Consider the following 19,191-nt stretch of genomic DNA (forward strand, 5'->3'; position numbering starts at 1 on the left):
TCTTTCGCAGTTAAATGATAATGGAAATGACAGATGACAATTACGGTAGTTTCGAATATTCCAGATGAATGCACCATTATTCTGGATGAGAAATTTGACTTTGGTTGTGTTGACGAGTTTCGACATTCCTATGAAAAAATCAGTTCCGGTGCGTTAAAAAAACTGATAGTCGATTTTCGAAGAACGCGATTTATGGACAGCTCTGCACTGGGCATGCTTATTAATATGCAGCGATTCTGGGATGGACGTTGCAGTGAATATCATTTGATAAATCCCAATCAGCAACTTCAGAAGATTTTTGCCATCAGCCGCTTCGATAAAAAGTTTGCCATCGATTAAGGGCGCGACATGGCCATTCTAATTGTCGATGATCTCGCCACCAATCGAGAGCTGCTTAAGATCATACTCGAAGATTATGACTACCCGTGTATAATTGCCGACAGTGGTCAGGCGACGCTTGAGCTGTTGGACACTGAGCCAACCATTGAACTCATTTTAATGGATATTCGTATGCCGGTCATGAACGGCATCGAAACCTGTCGTCAGATTAAGTCGCATTATTCAGACCGCTTTATCCCGGTGATTTTTGTAACAGCTCTGGATGAAGAGGATCAGCTCGCCGAATGCATTTCAGCGGGGGGCGAGGATTTTATTCTTAAGCCAATTTCCGAACGCTTACTGATTGCTAAAGTCAGTGCGCACATGCGAACAGTGGCTCTATACAATCAATTGGAACAGTCTCATCGGGAATTGTCGCTGTACAAAATAGCCACAGATCGCGAGCATCTGATTGTAGATCACATTTTCCGAAACAGCATTCACCGCATTTCGACGCGCTGTCCCAACCTCTCAATTCACTGTTCGCCACTGTCGATGTTTAACGGCGATCTGGTCTTATCTGCGCCCAGCGGTTCCGGTGGTGTGTATGTCTTACTCGGGGATTTTACCGGACATGGTCTGGCCGCAGCGATGGGCTGTATGCCGGTAGCAGATATTTTTTATGCGATGACACGAAAGCGTGCCAGCCTTACGGAGCTTGCGTCGGAACTCAATTTTAAATTGCGCAATTTACTGCCGGATAGCATGTTTTTTTGCGCGGCTCTGATAGAAATGTCTTCCACTGGACGTCGATTGACTTATTGGTCCGGAGGAATGAACGATCTGTTGGTAATACGTCCTGATGGCCGTGGTTTGCAGCGAATTGGATCTCAACACATGCCGCTCAGTATTCTCAATGACCAGGAGTTTGACGCCAGTGTTGGGACAGCCGAGTTGGAGCCCGGCTCTTACCTGCTGATGTACACTGACGGTGTGATTGAGAGTCGCAACGGTGATGGCGAGCTGTTTGGCGAAGAGCGCTTGCAGGCGCTCTTGGAAAATACCGACGGGGATTATTTACAGGCGATGGTACAGGGTGTCAATGAATTTCGCGGCACCGCTGAAAAATCTGATGACCTTTCGATCGTTCAATTACGTTGCGATCCCATTGACTATCCGCAACCGAGCGCCTCGCATTTTCAGGATTCCAGTCGAGACTATCAGCGTTTGCCCTGGCGAATGCACTTTCATCTCGGACCGGAAGATTTAAAGAAGCCTGATATTATTCTCAGCATCATTCGTCACGTTGAGTTTTTTGAACCTCTACGACAAGAACTGGACGTACTGTTTCTCATTCTGAGCGAACTCTACAACAATTCCTTGGAGCATGGTCTGCTGGCGTTGGATTCTGATTTAAAAGCCAGTTCCCAGGGCTTTGACGAATATTATAATCAACGTCAGCAACGTTTGGATAAATTGGTCGACGGTTTCATTCAAATTGAAATGAGCCTCTCTGGTGCGTCGCGCAACCTCCTGCAACTTAAATTGTCCGATTCCTGCAATGGTTATCATCCGTCAGTTCATGCGATGCAGGCGGACATCAGCACCGACGCTGCCGCTGGGCGAGGTATCTTTTTGGTGAGAAATTTTTGCGAATCACTGAGTTATGAACCCGATGGAACTGTGACCGCACTCTATCGATTGGACTAGTGGTAAAAGGGGGCAGCTCCGCTACTTGGTCGAACTCAATACTTTGACCATCGCGGAGGTGAGTCGCTGCATCTCTGCGTCGGTGATCACATAGGGCGGCATGACATACACCAGTCTGCCGAAAGGACGTACCCAGATCTCTTCAGCAATAAATGCTGTCTGAATGCTGGCCATATCGACGGCGGTGTTCATTTCAACAACGCCAATGGCGCCAAGCACTCTCACATCTGCGACGTTTGGCAGTGATCGACAGGGTGTTAGTCCGTGTTCAAGTCCTTGCTCGATGGTAGAGACTTTCTGCTGCCAGTCTGAAGAGAGCAGCAAGCTGACACTGGCGAGGGCCGTCGCCGTTGCCAGCGGATTAGCCATGAACGTTGGTCCGTGCATAAATACACCGGCAGCACCCTGGCATATCCCCTGGCTGACCCGATCATTACAGAGGGTGGCAGCAAGGCTCATATAGCCTCCGGTCAGTGCTTTACCGATGCAGAGAATATCTGGTGTTATGGCCGCATGTTCACAGGCAAACAGTTTACCGGTGCGACCAAACCCGGTTGCGATTTCGTCCGCAATCAGTAGAAGATTATATTTGTCGCAAAGCTGTTTGATTCCGCGCAAATAGTCGGGCGAATAAAACCGCATGCCACCGGCGCCTTGGACGATAGGTTCAAGTATGACTGCCGCCAGCGATGCGTGATGCTGAGCGATCAGCGCCTCCATGGAATCGAGTGATTCGGGCATAAGAGGCGTGTGAAAGCCCGCGGGAGGCGCTTCGGCAAACAGCTGTTGTGCCAGTGCTCCCTGGAAAAGTTGATGCATTCCAGTTACGGGATCACACACGGACATGGCCCCGAAGGTATCGCCATGGTAAGCGCGTTTGAGTGCCAGCATACGTACTTTTTGAGGGTGTCCCTGGCTCTGCCAATATTGGATAGCCATTTTTAAAGCGACTTCGACGGCCACGGAGCCTGAATCCGCAAAAAACACTTTATCTAACCCGGCGGGTGTGATTTCCACCAGTGTTTTCGCGAGAGCAACGGCTGGCTCGTGGGTCAAACCACCAAACATCACATGAGCGGTTTTGTGGAGTTGTTCTGTCACTGCAGCGTTGAGTACGGGGTGGTTGTAGCCGTGGATAACGCTCCACCAGGAGGCCATGCCGTCCAACAGCTGGCGACCATCGTTGAGTTCCAGATAACAGCCCTGAGCGCGGGCTACCGGGTACACAGGTGGTGGGTTGATAAACGACGAATAGGGGTGCCAAATGTGCTGACGATCATAGGCCAGCAGCTCGTCGTCGGTCATTGATGTAACAGTCATATCGCCCCGGAAAATCCCGCTGAAAGGTTTAAGGGCGACAGTTTACCACGATAGCCTGGCGCCGCGCCGCGAGGGGCGGTGCCAGAGGTTTCAAAGAATCAACTAAAGCGCTCAATCAGATCAAATTGTTGGCGTGCCAGCTCTTGGGTCTGCTGACTGGAGGTCGACGACTGTTCCGACAGGCTGATGGTGCGTCCGGCGATGGTATTGATGGCGTCAGTGTTCTTGTTCACCTCAACGGCGGTGGCAGATTGTTCTTCGGCGGCTGCGGCGATGCGCTGAGACATCTTATCAATACTGTCGACAGAGCCACTGATTTCTACCAGTGCCTGACTAACATTGGACATTTCAGCAACGCTTTTTTCCGCCAGGGACTGACAATTGCCCATATTGGACGAGGCGGCGTGAGTTGCGCTACCGAGCTTCTCGATGATCTCTTGGATGTGCCCGGTGGATTCTTGGGTGCGTTGCGCCAGCGTGCGAACCTCGTCGGCAACGACGGCAAAGCCGCGGCCCTGTTCGCCGGCTCGAGCAGCCTCAATGGCGGCATTGAGAGCGAGCAGGTTGGTTTGCTCGGCGATGCCTCGAATAACGTCCACAACAGATCCAATTTGCGCGCTGTCTGCCGACAGCCGGTCGATCACACTTCCGAGCTCTGACACGGTGGTACTGAGGTTTTGTAAAGCGTTGCTGGCACCACTGAGCACCTCACCGCCTTTTTCCACCTGCTCCAGAGCAACGCCGGTCGATGCAGAGGTCTCGCTAACACCGGTAGCAACTTCCTGAACAGCTTCCGCCATTTGGCGCATGGCCAGAGCCACTTTTTCCGTTTCTCGACGCTGTTCCTCGATTCCCTGGTGGCAGCTCTGAGACTGTTGTTGGGTTTGGTTGGTGCCCTCCAGTAACTTACCTGAGGATTCCCGGAAACGGCCCAGTGCGGTTCGCAACCGAGCTTTGTGGGCAATGCCTGACAGCTCAAGTTCAGCCGCCGCACCGAGGCGCCCTGTGTAGATATAGGCCGCCATCGGGTCATGGATGGTCTCACGCGCGTTTTTCAGGGCGTGTTCGTTGGATTTTTGCGTCATGAAGAAAACAGAGCAGCCAATAATAGTCGATGCTGTCAGTGCGAGTAAGAAAAACACCAGGGACAGTTCATCCTGCTCGGCGATTGCTGTTCCGAGAATACTGATGAATGACAGACAAAAGCAGGTGGCAACGAATCCGTAGTAAGACAAAAATTTCTTGAAGGTCGGAAGAGGAGATTTGTTGTTTTGCAGTCGCTTGTAGACGTCGACGGCTCGATCAATGGCAGATTGGTCCGCTTTGACACGCACGGACTCAAAGCCAATCACCTGACCATTCTGCTTGAGGGGGGTAACATAGGCGTCCACCCAATAGTGATCGCCATTTTTGCAGCGGTTTTTAACAATGCCCATCCAGGGTTTGCCGGCTTTTAGGTTGGTCCACATCTGTTTGAAGGCAGCGGCCGGCATGTCTGGGTGACGAAGGATATTGTGGGGTTGATCGATCAGTTCTTCACGGTTGAATCCGGCGATGGAACAAAAGCGATCGTTGCAGTAGGTGATCTTGCCCCCGATGGTGGTTGCAGAGACAATTTCATCGCCGTTTTGGAGCGCGATCTCACGTCCCGTGACTGGGCCGTTATGCTTCATGGTCCTTGGTTCCTCGTATGATCATTTAGATATAAACTTCCGCGCAAGCAAATCGGTTTGGTCATTGAAATGGCTTATCCTTAAAGCATATGCGGCTTTTACCGCTTGTAAAGAAAGCGGCCTGGCTTTCCCTGTATTGGCACGTAGATCTTCAAGTTGATCGGTGTCTCCCGCTGTCTATGACTTTTTTGCATCGATCAAACTCTGTACACTAGCCGCCTTTTGAAGCACCGGACTCATCATGGATTCTTCGATCTCCCGCCAGCAGCGCCTGGAATTCAACAAATTGCAGAAGCGCCTGCGACGTAACGTCGGTAATGCCATTGTCGATTACCAGATGATCGAACAGGGCGATACCGTCATGGCCTGTATCAGTGGCGGTAAAGACAGTTTCGGTATGCTGGATGTACTGTTAAATCTGCAGAAGACGGCCCCCATTGATTTTCAGGTGGTCGCGGTCAATCTCGATCAGAAGCAGCCGGGCTTTCCTGAAGAGGTGTTGCCCAATTATTTTGAATCTCTGGGCATTGCCTACTACATCGTCGACAAAGACACCTACAGTATCGTGCGGGAAAAGATCCCCGAAGGGCAGAAGACCTGTGGGTTGTGTTCAAGACTGCGACGAGGGACGCTCTATGCCTTTGCGGAAGAGATAGGCGCGACTAAGATTGCCTTGGGTCATCATATGGATGACATTGTCGAGACTCTGTTTCTCAACATGTTCCATGGTGGCCGCCTAAAAGCCATGCCCCCGAAATTGCGTTCCGACGATCAGCGCAATGTGGTCATTCGACCCTTGGCCTATTGTCGAGAGTCAGATCTGGAGGCCTACGCCAAGTACCGCGAGTTTCCGATTATTCCGTGCAACCTCTGCGGCTCTCAGGACAATCTCCAGCGTCAGAACATTAAAGCCATGTTAAGGGAGTGGGAGCGCAAGGATGTCTCACGAGTCGAGCAGATCTTCAAATCGATACAGAACGTTTCCCCCAGCCAACTGGCGGATCGTGAATTGTTCGATTTTATCAATCTGCCGTTGGATCGGGCGGGGGAGCGGGAAGCCTACGCGTTTGACGAGGGCATCGTTAGCGCATCGCGGCCACTGGCTGACGATAACGCATCCCTGGCAGTCCGGGTTGATTTGATCGACAGTGTGAATCTATAAGTGCATTGGCCGCGTTTTTACACCTGACTGTCCGAATAAGGAATCGAGCCTCCCAGAGGGCTCGATTCCTCACGTCAATATGACCTGAATTTACAGGGTCACAATGTCTAAACCAAGCTCTTCAACCTGGGCGCGTTTGGCGGCACCGGTTACCACGGCAGTCGAGGCTTTTTCGGCGGTCAAATACTCACGTGCAACCCGCTTTAAATCATCGATGGTTACCGCAAGAATGCGCTGACGGAAGGTTTCTCGGATCTCACGAGTACGTCCGTACAATTCCGCGTGAAAGGTTTGCTTGGCTTCGCCTGCGGGTGAACTGGGCTTATCCAGAGAGCCAATAACGCCTAGGATTGCTTCTTCCAAAGGTTGAAAGTCATGGTCGGTGTTTAACAGCCACTCGATGGCACCGTCAAAGTCAGCCAATGTTTCGCCGAGACGAGGATCCCGATAAGAGAACATCCGAAAGGCGGCGATGCTGCTGTCCTGAGACGCGCCACCGCCATAAGCGCCCCCTTGTTCACGAATGACGCGGTGTAAATAGCCATTGCGAAGGAAGCCTCCCAGAACGGTTAAAGGCGCCGCATCTGGGTGTTCCATGGCGACTGTTGGGTAGGCGCGAGCGCAGAAATTGACCTGAGTATTGGTGATCCAGGCCTGTGAGACTGGGTGATGAACCGGCTCCATAGCAAACTCAGGCAGGGCATCTGACATTCTGTCTTGCCATTGTTCGGCGATCGACTGTTGAAATTCTGCGATGCTTTCGGGTTCGCAAATCAGGAGATATTGCTTGGGCGCCTGGCTGAGCAGTTCGCGAATGTCGGTCAGCTTGGCGCTGAAGGCGGCTTGTTCAGAGGTTTCCTGCAGTTGTTTGTCCAGTTGTTTTACGGTCTGGATACCCGCCAATCCGTAGAGTTTGTGTGTGACCTGAGCGGAGGCACACATGCCGGCGGTGGCAGCACTCATTGCCAATCCATGGCCGTTGCCCGTGACGCTTTGTTCGCGGCGGGCTCGAATCTGTGCAATCAATTCCTGAATACGGCCGTGTTCGTCGAAACGTACTTGCTCAAGGGTCTGCCACATCAACTCGCAAAGTTCTCGTTGTTGCGGTTTTAGAGCTTTTGCCGACAGCGTCAGCGTTCCTTTCACCTTTTGCACATCGTCGGTCTGTCCACGGATGCTGATGTAAGCGGAGATCGATCCGGCGACTTTGGCCTGCCAGCGTTGGACATCCATATAGGATTTTTCGCCGATGCCCAGCTCCGTCATAAAGGTGGCGTAATACGCCAGAGTCTGCAACTGATCGAGAGTCATCTCTGGCAGGTCGACGATGATCTGCTGATAGACCAGACCGTTGGTGCCAGCAGCGTAGGTGGTTAACCGGGCAGGCAGGTCTTTGATGTCGTGAATGTCGGTATAGTGCATGGCGGTTGGAATGTCGTCCAAGCCGACCTTAGGTAAAACGTCCGCATCGTCTACCTGCAGCTGACGTTCCTGTAATGCGTTCGCCAGGGTGATAATTTGCTGACAGGCGTCATCGTCCAATGTGGCTTTGATGCCCGCCAAGCGATCCGCTTCTGCCTGTGTTTTCCGATCTGACAGTTCACTGTCTGGTCGCAGGGTTAAGCGCACTCGGTGCTGATTTTCCAGCAGCAGGCTGCGGGTAAGATGACGAATAAATTCCGGGTCTTTGATTTCTTCATGCAGTTCCGCCAGAACCGGGTCCAGGTTCAGCAGTGCGATCGGGTCGCCCCGATGGGTGGCCGACGTCAGCGTCGTTAAAATAATCTGTAAGCCATAAGGATAGCTATCGCCACCCACTTCCCGCTGTTGCAATTCCAGCTGTTGTAAAGCGGCCGCCAGCTCTTCATAAGCGACGCCTTCTTCCGCAACCTTGGCAATAACCTCGAGAATTAGAGATTCAATGGCATCGGCGCTGCCTTGCTCAGTGCCCTCTAACCCACACACAAATAAGAGTTCTTTTTGCGAGTCGTCGAGGCCACACAAGGGGGAGGGCGCTTTGCCCAATTTGGTGGTTTCCAGGGCGTGCTGAAGGGGAGAGGCGCTGTGGTTCAGCAATACGCTCGCCAACAGTTGCGCACGCAGGCTTTCTTTAAGGTTGGTACTGTGTCCAAGAAGCCAACCCAGTACCACATGGGTTTTGCTGGCAGCGTCATCGGTATCGTCCAACGGGTAAGCTTCTTCGACTCTGACCGGCGCTAAGTAGCGTTTTTCATCGGGTACCGAAATGACTTCCTCTAGGGGGGTAAAGCGGTTTAACGCCTGGTTTTCGAATTTGGCTTGATGGTCGATAGCCGGAATATCGCCATAGGTCATGAAGATGGCGTTGCTGGGGTGATAGTGGGTCTGATAAAAGTGCTGTAATTGCTCGTAGCTCAGGTCGGGAATCGCCTCTGGGTCGCCACCGCTGTTGAAATGATAGGTGTTACTGGGAAATACATATTTACAGAGCGTGTGCCAGAGCTGCGAGGTGACAGAGCTCATGGCGCCTTTCATTTCATTGTACACAACGCCTTTATACACCAAGGGGGAGCTGGCATCCCCCGCCTCTTGAAAGTCCAGTCGATGTCCTTCCTGGGCGAAATCCAGGGGATCCAGACGGGAGAAAAAAACCGCGTCGAGATAGACGTCTAACAGGTTGTTAAAGTCTTTCTTGTTCTGGCTGGCAAATGGGTAGGCAGTCCAGTCGGAACTGGTAAATGCGTTCATGAACGTGTTGAGCGAGCGGCGAATCATCATGAAGAACGGGTCACGCACAGGGTATTTCTCGCTGCCACAGAGCGCCGTGTGTTCCAGAATGTGCGCGACACCGGTAGAATCCTCCGGCACGGTGCGCAGGGCGACGAGAAAGACGTTTTCGTTGTTATCGGCGCTGATGTGGATGTGCTGAGCGCCTGTTGCTCGGTGTTTGTACTCTTCGACGGTTACCTGCAGTGACTCGATGGTTTGGCTGCGCAGAAACTCAAATGTCGGGTGAGCTGATGTCATGAAGATCCTCTGTGCCTAGATAGCGACGGGTGTTTGGACAGCGTCGTCGACATGTTTATCGGGAGTGCCGACGGGCCGTTCTGAACATACGTTCGATTAGAATGACTCGGTTACAATATCTGTAACAATTAACGTCAACTGCCCATATGTCAATAGTTTACGGCTCTCTGAGTGCTTCGTTAGGAATTAATTGGTTTGTCAACGGGTGGAACCGGCTTGTGTCTAAACAAGCTGGCGCTTTTTTATACATCTCTTTTTCGTATTGGAATTATCTGTGGCTCTAGAGTCTGATCGTAACTTTGATGATCTGGCGGCGCGATTTCGCCGCAATGTTTATGACCGGCTCAAAGGTCGTATACGGCTGGAGGTTTTGCAGAGGGATTTACTGGCCCAAGTGCCAGCCTTGGGTGGCGCCAGTCGCCCCCTTCGAATCCTCGATGCGGGCGGTGGTCAGGCTCAGTTGGGTATTTGGTTGAATCAGCAGGGGCACAATGTCACCGTTTGCGATATCTCAGAAGAGATGCTGGCTTTGGCTCAAGAAGCCGCCGAGGTTGAGGGGGAGCCGTCGCGTATCACGTTTGTCCATTCTTCCATCCAGGCGCTAGCGATGGAAAACTCGACGCCATTTGACCTGATCATTTGTCATGCTGTCCTCGAGTGGGTGGCACAGCCCCAGTCGGTTCTCGCCGCTCTCGTTGCCATGTTGGCGACAGACGGTTGCTTGTCTCTGTCGTTTTACAATGAAAACAGCATTGTGATGAAGAATCTGTTGCGAACCAATTTTGATAAAGTCTTGGACGAAGATTATCGAGGCTATAGAGGCAGCCTGACGCCGACATGGCCTCGCAAAAAAGAAGACGTTTACCTTTGGTTACAGGATTTCCCTCTGACAGTGACCAGCGAAACCGGTGTTCGCTGTTTCCATGATTTTCTACTGACGCCCGAAGTCCGCGATGTCGATCCGGAAAAGCAGTTGGCGCTTGAGCTGCGGTTGTCGACTCAAGAGCCCTGGCGGTCGTTGGCTCGTTACATCCATCTTATTGGGTTTAAAAACAACTGAATTACGGTGTGACGTTTTTGCAGAAAATGCAGAAGACATCGTAAAAACTTCCTTATACCATCTGGCTGCTCAGGGCTTAAACCACGCCCCTTCATGTCTTTAGTGTTTTCTAACCGATTGAATCTTATGGGAAATACTATTTTTTCTTTTGCAGTTTTTTTGATTGGCCCAGGCTTTGCTGTATTCCTATCGAGAACGGGCAGGTTGCAGGCATAAGTCATAACCACCCGGCTACAAGCAAAACTGAGAGAAAACCAATCGGAGAAATTGTTATGAACGCTGATCAATTTAAAGGTAACTGGAAGCAACTGAGAGGTAAAGTCCAGCAGCAGTGGGGAAAGCTCACCGACGATGATCTTGACGTTATTGAAGGCAAGCGCGACGAGCTTATTGGAAAAATTCAAGCCAAATACGGCAAAACAAAAGATGAGGCAGAGAAAGAAGTCGACAGCTACCTGTCATCGTCAGATGTTAAACACTGATCGATAACGTCAGTAACGGAAAGCGCCAACTGGCGCTTTCTTTTTTCCCAGTTATATTCCTTCCAAAATCCATCTAGCCCAGCAAAACATCTTTGGCTTCATTGATCCTTGCTGCTAGGTAATCACTCCCGCCGCGATCTGGGTGAACCCGTTGCATAAGAAGCTTATGACGATGGTTAATCTCTTTTTCTGTTGCCGAATCTTCTAATCCCAGCACCTGTAGCGCTTCGGTTCGACTCATTCCGGTTGTCGCGCGCTGATTGGCAGATTGCTGAGATCGGTTGAAACGGTAATTTAGGTAGGCGTTCAACAGCTCCTTTGAGGGCTGGTCTTTACCGGCAATGTCTTCTTCCAACAGTTTGAGGTCGGCATCTGACAGGGTGTCGAGAGATTGTCCGCGAAACGGCCCGCTGACGACTGTGCCGGAAACCGCGCCACTTGCTTGATCAATACGTAGCTCAATAAACGCTGATTTCAGCACAGATGCCCCGGTTGCTGCGCGAAATTTTTCCCAGAACGGCAGCACCCGAATCCCCAAATTCGCGAGCCTCATGGCAAAGGGAATGGCTCCAGCGATAAGCGCACCAATCCAGTGTAGACGTCCGGTGGCAGCCAGTAACACGACAATGCCAACGGCGACCCATACCCCGTATTTCAATAAAAAGGGTTTACGTTGCGCCGCGGGGAGTTTGCGAAATTCCCGCATGAGATAGAGCAGGCCAGCAAGAATGGCGAGAACAAGAAGTATCCGAATCATGAAATCTGCAGTGGCTAGGGGCGTTGTTTGCGACTGGGAGCTAGATTATACGGAGCTGGTTAGTAAAGGCCAATTTTCGTCAAGTTCACAGAACGAAAAACCCCTCTGACCATTGCGGCCAGAGGGGTGAAAAAGTGCCCAGTGAGAGCTCTGGGCGAGTCTTAATGGCTTAAGACTTAGAAGTGCATTTTTACACCGGCGAAGATGTAACGACCGAGAGCATCATAGACTCCTGGGAATGTATTACCGTTTGCATTATCGCTAGGTCCTGGGTAACCACCTGCAATTGGTGGCGCTTTATCGAAAATGTTGTTAACACCGACAGTAACATCAAAATTATCTGTTGGGGACCAGATGCCGGAAAAGTCGAAGTAGTTAATCGCTTTCAGATCCATGTCGTTGCCATTGAGATCGTCAACTTCGCCTAGGTAACGCCAAAGAACACTGGCTGTAATACCCCAAGGGGTGGTCCATGTTGTTCTCAAGTTGTTTTTCAGGTCAATTTTAGGGTCGTCACATATATCGCCGAAACCGCCGGCACAATCAATTTTTGGTGCACTCGATAACTCTTGAATTTCCCAAGTATCGATATAGCCTAGGATATTAGTGAAGTTCAATGACCCCAAACCGCTAAGATCCATATCGTATTCAACAATAAGATCGTAGCCCGCGACTTCCTCAATAGAGAGATTGTCTTGTAGCGCAGTGATATAGCCACTTGTTTCAACATTACTACCGATCCAGAGGTCGCCATTGGCTCCACGTCTTATGTTCGCACACTGAGTTTCATCTCCATCCAAGCAGGAGTTTAGTATCAGTTCAGGTGTGAGGTTATTAATTCCTTGTTCTATTTCGATGTTGTAGTAGTCGAGAGTAAGCGTGAGACCGTCAACCATCTCAGGAGTCCAAACTACACCTAGAGTGATTGTTTCTGCTTCTTCTGGTGCAAGCTCTGTATTACCACCTTGTAGATAGTTGTATTGTCCTGCAGGGTTTTCAGGAATGCTGCCGAATTGCGCGGCTGTGACACCTGAGAGAGCACATTCTTCTAAGCTCCGTCCGCCAGATACAGTTAGTCCAGCGGCATCAAGTGCGCCCGCACAGACATCTGTCATATTCTCAAGATTTAGACCTTGAGGTAAATAAAGTTCGCGGATATTTGCTGCGCGAATCGCTTTTTGATAGCTACCACGAAACCGAAGACTATTATCGACAGACCAAGTACCGGCGATACCATAAGTGTCCGTATCAATACCGTAATCGTAGTCAGAAAAACGGTAAGATAGATCTAATGCTACAGACTCAGCAAACGCAACACCTTCAACTAATGGGATATTAGCTTCAATAAAATATTCTTTAATTTCATAGCTGCCAGATACAGGATTTGACGCCCCACCTTGACCTGCACCATCACCACTTTGGAAGCCATAATCTGGGCTATAGTCCAAAGATTCTTTGCGGTACTCATAGCCGAAAGCAACACTGACACCAGTCTCGGCGGAAGGAAGTTGGATTCCGTAGTTGCCGAGATCCGCAGTCATATAGGCAGAAAATACTTCCTGTTCTGTCGTGCCGCGAGCAAATAGCGGGAGTATCAAATAATCCAGCGCCTCTTGAGTAACACCTCCAGTAGTGAAAATATTCCAAGGTACACAGTCAGTATCCCAGGCTGAAACAACTCCAGGTACGCCAATTGCCGATAAACACGCGGCTTCGCCGGTGGTTGGATCAGTACGAACATCCAAAGCTCGCGCTAAGCGGGTGTTGGATAGATCATTTAGGTAGGTGTTTTCCATGCTGACTTCGGAAAACATGTAGTAAGTATCGTAGCTCCAGGTGTCATCAAGATCGCCCTCTGCACCAAAGACAAACCGATGACTGGTGTGACGGAGGTCTTGCTGACGGTTGCCACCTTCAACATTTCGTTTAGAAATATATGCAGGAGCGTATTCGTCAGCGCCAAAACCATACTGTGTACATATGGCATCAACTTGCTGATCAGATAAGAGTGGATTACCACAATAAATCTCTTCAGTGGCAAAGAAGTTGCCTGATGGTGCAATTTGAGAAATAGTTCGGTCGTCCATATACATGATTTCAGAGTATACGGTGAGCTGATCTGTCACGTCATAGTGAGCGAAAGCTCCAGCTGTGACGCGCTCATCAGGACGTTGAAAATAGTTCAAGGCGCCATAGTTGTAAGTGGTACCATTTCGATCAACAAACTGGTTGCCATTTACCATGTAGTCGTAATTTTCAAAATCTGTAACACGGCCTTCAGCGATAGTTCCTGAACCCACGCAAGAATCAGACGTATCACTGTGCGCGCAGGCACTGTAGTCTAAATCAGAACCTAGAGCTTCATTAATATCTCGCCAAGTTGCGTAGGCAGTTACGTTGCCTCTACCGTCGTCTAGGTTACCGCCAACGATAAAAGAAACTTCTGTGCTGTCCCCGATAGAAGATGAACCGCTAGGCCCTGCGATTCCGCTTTCATCGAGTATGTTTCCCCAACGAGAGCTGTCGTTATCGTGCTGGTAGAAGCTGCCTTTGACATCCAGTTCTACGCCTTCGAAATCGTCTTTCATCAAAAAGTTAACAACACCGGCAATCGCATCAGAACCGTAAGCGGCGGAAGCACCACCGGTCAAAACCTCTGTGGAACGAATTAATGCGGCAGGTATCTGGTTGATGTCCGCTCCAACACCACCAGAAATTGGTGAACCGGCTGGTAGGCGACGTCCATTGACCAATACCAGTGTTCTTTCAGGTCCTAAACCGCGCAATTCGATGGTCGCGGTACCCGTTGCACCGTTTGACTGGCCAGTTCCCTGATCCGCATAGATAGAAGGGATAGTTTTCAGCATGTCTTCCACACGCATGGTGCCCTGGAAGCTGAGTTCTTCAGCGTCAATCTGAGTGACCGGCGCGGCGCTGACCAGGTTGGTCTTCTTCAAACGGGTACCAGTGACGACAACTTCTTCAATGGGTTCAGAAGCGGTCGGCTCGGACTGGGCAAAGGCCAGGCCGGGTGCCAAGACTGCCGGGCTCAGCCCGAGGATCGCCATGCGGATGGCGGCTGGCAGTTTAGGTTTCGTGAACATGACGTCTCCAAAAGTGGCAAAGTTAACGGTAGCTGCATCCGGGGGGCTGGCTCTGGTGACCCTCATCAAAGAATCGGGCTGAGAATGAGCGTTTCGTGCTGAATGGGCGAAGACAGCACCCCATTTGGATCTCGCTTACGTCATTGAGACGAGCTGATAAAAAAAATCCTCACAAAAATTTAAAAAAAATTTAAAAATTTATGGAACTAACCGATTATCGTTGAATACTGCTTTAATTCAGATCAACAAATGATCGAAATCGGTGTTTCTAAAGATTTTATAGGCGTGGGAACAGGATAGATGTCGAAGAAAGAGGGGGGAGCTAGAACTGATAAGAGAGCTGTAGATAGCCAAAGCGGCCTTTAATGTCGTAGGAGCGGGCGTCGTAGTTGTCGTTAAATGCAGTGGCGACAAAGGGGGGCATTCGGTTTAGAAGGTTATCTATGCCAAGCGTCACTCGAAGTTTTGCAGCCTCGCCCAGTCGGGTGGTCATCTGCACGTCGTGAGTGGTCCAGCTGTTTATGCGTCTCCAGCCCTGGCCTTCGACATACTCTTGCAGTGAACTGATAAAATTGATGGTGTAATTGGCTTCCCAGTGTCCTGCAGTCCACAGCAAGCCCGCGTTGGCTTTCCAGTCAGGCAGGGCACCGCTGCCTTCGGTCGCGGCATCTTCAAATGTTCCAGCCATGTCTCGAGCCTGACTGTCTTGATTGTTGCGAATGACGAACTTTTCTATGTGGGAGGCGTTGGCCTGCAATCGCAAGGGGGCGGATTGCAGTTGATAGTGAGCTGAAATGTCGAGCCCTCGAATAGAACGTTCACCGACATTGATAAACGGCGCCAACAACTTGCGTAAGTTGCCGTTGTCATCCCTCAAGACTAAGTCTGGGTAGTTGCCATATCGTGCATTTTCATCAAGGATGTATTGGGCGCCGGTATCAATGACGTCGGTTTGCTCGATTTGATAGGCATCGATACTGAGGCTGAATCCTGGCGCCACGCTGGGAGTCCAGAATAAGCCCAGTGTGTGAGATGTTGAGCGCTCCGGCTTTAATTCCGGATCGCCACGGTATTCCGTAAGAAATTGATTCAGCGTCGGGTCGCTAACAAGCGCACAGCCTGGCAGATTTCCGGCGTTTGCCGGATTTGCGCAGGGGTCGTCTAAGGCTTCGTAAGATTGATTGCCGCTGCGATGCAGTTCATTCAGGCTGGGGGCGCGAAATCCCTTTGAATAGGTTGCGCGCAGAAGCAAATCCTGAAAGGGGTAATAGCGGAGCCCGATTTTAGGTGCGAAGTTATCGCCGAAATCTGAGTAGTGAGAATAGCGACCGGCAAGCTCCAGAGACAGTTGATCGGCAAATGCGTGATCGTCCAATAAAGGGATTGCAGTCTCGACATAGGCCTCGGCCACATTGCGGGCGCCTCTGGCGGTCGCTACCGCGGCACCGCCGACCACATAATCCGCCGTTGTGGAGGGGATCAGCTTAGATTCTTCTCGACGGAGGTCGAGTCCCGCAGCCAGTTCCACATCGCCGGCACTTAGGGCTAGGATAGGTAACGTCAAATTGGCGTTGATACCCATCAGTTGGCTCTGGCCTTCAGAGCGTCGCTCAGCAGATAAATATTCCACCTGATCCGGCGTGATAGAGCCTACGGGGCCAAACAGGTTCGTGGGAACACAGCCGTCAATGGAAACGCCTTGACACTGACTGGACGGGCCGAGAGAACGTGCAAGGTGCGGTCCGTTGACGAGACCCGACAGCCGCTCTTCGGCCTCTGTGCGGGTAGCAATAAAATTGGCATCCCAAGCCAAGGAGGACGCTTCACCATTGAGCCCCAGTGTAAATCGGAGATATTCCGATTCGTTGGTTTGCTGGCGGTTTCCGAGTTCAATAAGTCGGCGACGTACATCAATCAGATCTTCACCAAATGGATTGTAGATGTTGTCTGCGGAAACAATGACCGGAGGGTCTTCTGAGGTGGTAAACAGCGGGCTGCTGGCAAGATCAATGGATGCTCGAGTCAATCCAAACATGGCGCTCGACGTTACTGTAACTGCGTCCGTCATATCGACGTAGCCCGAGGAATAAAAGTCGAATCGTTCTGACGGGGAAATAGAGCTGGTCGTTTCTCTGTAGTTGTACAGATCCTCGTCAGTGGCCGTGCGAAAAGCGTCCGTCGATCCGGTTCCGGCCGAATTGCTAGTCGGGTCATAGATGACCGTCTGGCCGTTCGACAAGGTAACGCGGCTGTTCGGTGTGGCGCTTGAGCGTTTGTCCAGCCCGCCCACGGAGCGATTATCGGCATCCGCGCTGAGTTCTCTCTCTCGGCTGTAAAGGCCTTCCTGACGATAGTAATTCGCAGAGACAAGAAAGCCACCGCGATCGCGCTGCAACCCCCACTGTAGGTTGGTGGTACTGGTGCGGGTATCGCCATAGCTGCTTTGACCGACATATTGATCTAGCCGCAAACCTTCATAGTCGTTTTTCATGATGATGTTGACGACGCCAGCGATCGCATCCGCGCCGTAGATGGCGGATGCACCGTCTTTCAGAATTTCAATGCGCTCGATCGCAGCGGTGGATATCGAATTGAGATCCACGGAATCGCCCGCGAGCCCATCAAACGCCATGCGCTGACCATTGATCAGCACAAGCGTGTTGTTGGCTGGCAGGCCTCGCAATGTCACTTTGGACGTTCCGTCACCGCCATTAGAGACTGCGGTACTGGTGGAATTGCCGGACACTGCGGGTATGTTCTTCAGGTAGTCACCGAGTGACTGATGACCGCTGCGCGCCAGTTCGGGCGCTGAAATAATGTCGACGGGCGATGAACCTTGATAATCCATGCGTCGAATGCGCGACCCGGTAACGGGTAATCCAATAACCGACACTTCTTCGTAGGATGGCGGTGGAGTGGGTGCCAGTCCAAGATTGGTGGATTCCGGTACCTTGCGTGAGATCGCAACCACGGTGTCGCCCATCATTTGATAGTCGAGCCCTGTGTTTAACAAAATGGCGTCTAAGGCGCTCGCGCCTGTGTATTCACCGTCCAGTTCGGCAACGGTAATGGCAGGAATGATTTCAGTCGGTATGAGGATGTTGAGTCGAGTTTGACGCCCAAACTCCAATAGCGCTGTCGCCAGGGGTTGCGCGGGGAGGCCGAGCGTATAGGACTCTTCTAGGGCGCCTGACGTTGCTGGCTCTTGCCAACACACACCGGCACATACGATCAGCGATTTGAGAAAAGTTAGCCTGGGCCGCATCTCAAGGAAAATTAACATCAACCATGGTTAGATTACGTCAAGGCAAGTCTCATGCCTTAATACCTGGCAGGTACATAAAAACGATAAGCTGACGACCATTTATCAAACGCTGCGAGACTCGTCGGCAGGTGACGCAGACCTTGACCAGGGTTGTCAGCGAGGCGGTCATTGCTGAACAATGTGGCACTCTGTTCAGCAAACGCGCAGATCGATTTTTCGTTATCCTGCTATGTTCTGCACCATGACTGCTGTTGGGTAGAATCCCACGACAGATGCCCAGACGCTGTGCTCAGTGGCGGTAAACTCGCCGCACGTCGTCTTGATGATCTTCCTTGAGGTCAAAAGACGCAATCATTGCGTTCAAGATGTCTTCTGGATGATCTACCCCGAAGGTGCCAGACACACGGATATTATCCAGAGAGGGATCGGAATTGTCGACGGGTTTATCCAGATACCGGTTTAATTCGTCTAGAGCTTCGCTTAACGGAACCCCATCGAATACCAGTTGTTGCTCCCGCCAGGCGAGGGAGCGAGCGACATCGGCGGAGCGAACACTGCCGAGGCCGTGTTGATCGAAGCTCACCTGTTGGTCTGCGACCACATGGGCAAATCTCGGTAGGGGGGTGGTAGGGTCTTCTTTCTCGCTGACTTCCACCTTGCCTTCGGTCACGACGACCCGAACAGATTTTGCCCTGCGATCTATATCAAATGCTGTTCCGAGGGCTTTTACCTGGCCCGAACCAACGTCGACAATAAAGGGGCGATTCGGATTTTTAGCAACTGCGAAATAGGCTTCGCCGCGCTCCAGCCAGAGCTGTCGGGAGTCATCAGTGTAAAGAACTCTGACAGTCGTATTGGTATTGAGAGTCACAGAGGAGCCGTCGGCAAGCTGCACTTCGCGAAACCCGCCAGCTGCCGTTGAAAAACGCTGCTCTGAGACGGGTGTTGGTTGGTTTAGAAAAACCAGGTAAAGCAGGAACGCCATCGCCGCCGCAATGCTACCTCGCCATACCGGCATTTGCAGCCCGCGACCAAGGCGCTGCAAGAGGCTCTTAAGGCCGCCGCTATGGCCTGGTGTCGTCGGTTGGATATGTTGCTCTATATCTGGAACATAGGTCACTGCACCAAGCGTGTCCCAAGTTTCGGACATTTCATCAAACGCGCGCAGATGTTCCGCAGAGGTGTTTAGCCAGAGAGAAAAAGAAGATTTATCTGCAGATGTGACGTCAGATGAACGCAGGCGCACGATCCACGCTGCGGCTTCATCCAGTAATCTTTCGTAGGCCTTGTCGGCTCCAGTGTTCATTTCTTTTCCTAGCAAACCAGCTACAGTC

Annotated in this window: 12 protein-coding genes; 5 read left to right on the forward strand and 7 right to left on the reverse strand. The window is 51.2% G+C overall.

Annotation, left to right across the window (positions count from 1 at the left end):
- The first annotated feature begins 33 nt into the window (after nucleotides 1-33).
- Nucleotides 34-339, forward strand: coding sequence for an STAS domain-containing protein (locus ACXAFR_RS20935; protein ID WP_475180551.1), 306 nt, complete (start codon nucleotides 34-36; stop codon nucleotides 337-339).
- A gap of 9 nt (nucleotides 340-348) precedes the next feature.
- A complete protein-coding gene (locus ACXAFR_RS20940; RefSeq protein ID WP_475180553.1) occupies nucleotides 349-2,028 on the forward strand; it encodes a SpoIIE family protein phosphatase in 1,680 nt (559 codons plus the stop codon).
- Between the two features lie 21 nt (nucleotides 2,029-2,049).
- Here the strand turns inward: ACXAFR_RS20940 and bioA are convergent, their stop codons facing one another.
- Nucleotides 2,050-3,348 carry an adenosylmethionine--8-amino-7-oxononanoate transaminase gene (bioA, locus tag ACXAFR_RS20945; protein WP_475180555.1) on the reverse strand — a complete coding sequence of 433 codons (1,299 nt, stop codon included), beginning with the start codon at nucleotides 3,346-3,348 and terminating at the stop codon, nucleotides 2,050-2,052.
- Nucleotides 3,349-3,446: 98 nt separating this feature from the next.
- A complete protein-coding gene (locus tag ACXAFR_RS20950) occupies nucleotides 3,447-5,021 on the reverse strand; it encodes a methyl-accepting chemotaxis protein (RefSeq protein WP_475180558.1) in 1,575 nt (524 codons plus the stop codon).
- A gap of 241 nt (nucleotides 5,022-5,262) precedes the next feature.
- Between ACXAFR_RS20950 and ttcA the strand changes: the two genes are divergently transcribed.
- Nucleotides 5,263-6,183: a tRNA 2-thiocytidine(32) synthetase TtcA gene (gene ttcA, locus ACXAFR_RS20955; RefSeq protein ID WP_475180559.1), complete on the forward strand. Its 921-nt coding sequence runs from the start codon at nucleotides 5,263-5,265 to the stop codon at nucleotides 6,181-6,183.
- Between the two features lie 90 nt (nucleotides 6,184-6,273).
- Here the strand turns inward: ttcA and ACXAFR_RS20960 are convergent, their stop codons facing one another.
- On the reverse strand, nucleotides 6,274-9,189 hold the full coding sequence (locus ACXAFR_RS20960; RefSeq protein WP_475180562.1) for an insulinase family protein: 2,916 nt from the start codon (nucleotides 9,187-9,189) through the stop codon (nucleotides 6,274-6,276).
- A gap of 274 nt (nucleotides 9,190-9,463) precedes the next feature.
- Here ACXAFR_RS20960 and ACXAFR_RS20965 point away from each other — a divergent pair, with 274 nt between their 5' ends.
- Together ACXAFR_RS20965 and ACXAFR_RS20970 are read left to right on the forward strand one after the other, a co-directional pair.
- Nucleotides 9,464-10,249 (forward strand): methyltransferase domain-containing protein, encoded by a 786-nt coding sequence (locus tag ACXAFR_RS20965; protein WP_475180563.1) that lies wholly within the window; start codon nucleotides 9,464-9,466, stop codon nucleotides 10,247-10,249.
- Between the two features lie 272 nt (nucleotides 10,250-10,521).
- Nucleotides 10,522-10,731: a CsbD family protein gene (locus ACXAFR_RS20970; protein ID WP_475180564.1), complete on the forward strand. Its 210-nt coding sequence runs from the start codon at nucleotides 10,522-10,524 to the stop codon at nucleotides 10,729-10,731.
- 73 nt (nucleotides 10,732-10,804) lie between these two features.
- Here the strand turns inward: ACXAFR_RS20970 and ACXAFR_RS20975 are convergent, their stop codons facing one another.
- From ACXAFR_RS20975 to ACXAFR_RS20990, 4 genes are all read right to left on the reverse strand, one after another.
- On the reverse strand, nucleotides 10,805-11,488 hold the full coding sequence (locus ACXAFR_RS20975; protein WP_475180565.1) for a J domain-containing protein: 684 nt from the start codon (nucleotides 11,486-11,488) through the stop codon (nucleotides 10,805-10,807).
- Between the two features lie 176 nt (nucleotides 11,489-11,664).
- Complete coding sequence (locus tag ACXAFR_RS20980) at nucleotides 11,665-14,556, reverse strand: TonB-dependent receptor plug domain-containing protein (RefSeq protein ID WP_475180568.1); 2,892 nt, start codon at nucleotides 14,554-14,556, stop codon at nucleotides 11,665-11,667.
- Nucleotides 14,557-14,914: 358 nt separating this feature from the next.
- Entirely contained in the window at nucleotides 14,915-17,875 is a 2,961-nt protein-coding gene (locus ACXAFR_RS20985) for a TonB-dependent receptor (protein ID WP_475180569.1), read from the reverse strand.
- A 271-nt stretch (nucleotides 17,876-18,146) separates the two neighbouring features.
- Nucleotides 18,147-19,163 (reverse strand): FecR family protein, encoded by a 1,017-nt coding sequence (locus ACXAFR_RS20990; protein ID WP_475180571.1) that lies wholly within the window; start codon nucleotides 19,161-19,163, stop codon nucleotides 18,147-18,149.
- Between the last annotated feature and the right edge of the window lie 28 nt (nucleotides 19,164-19,191).

This window comes from Pseudomaricurvus sp. ABR4_320 (assembly GCF_056159445.1).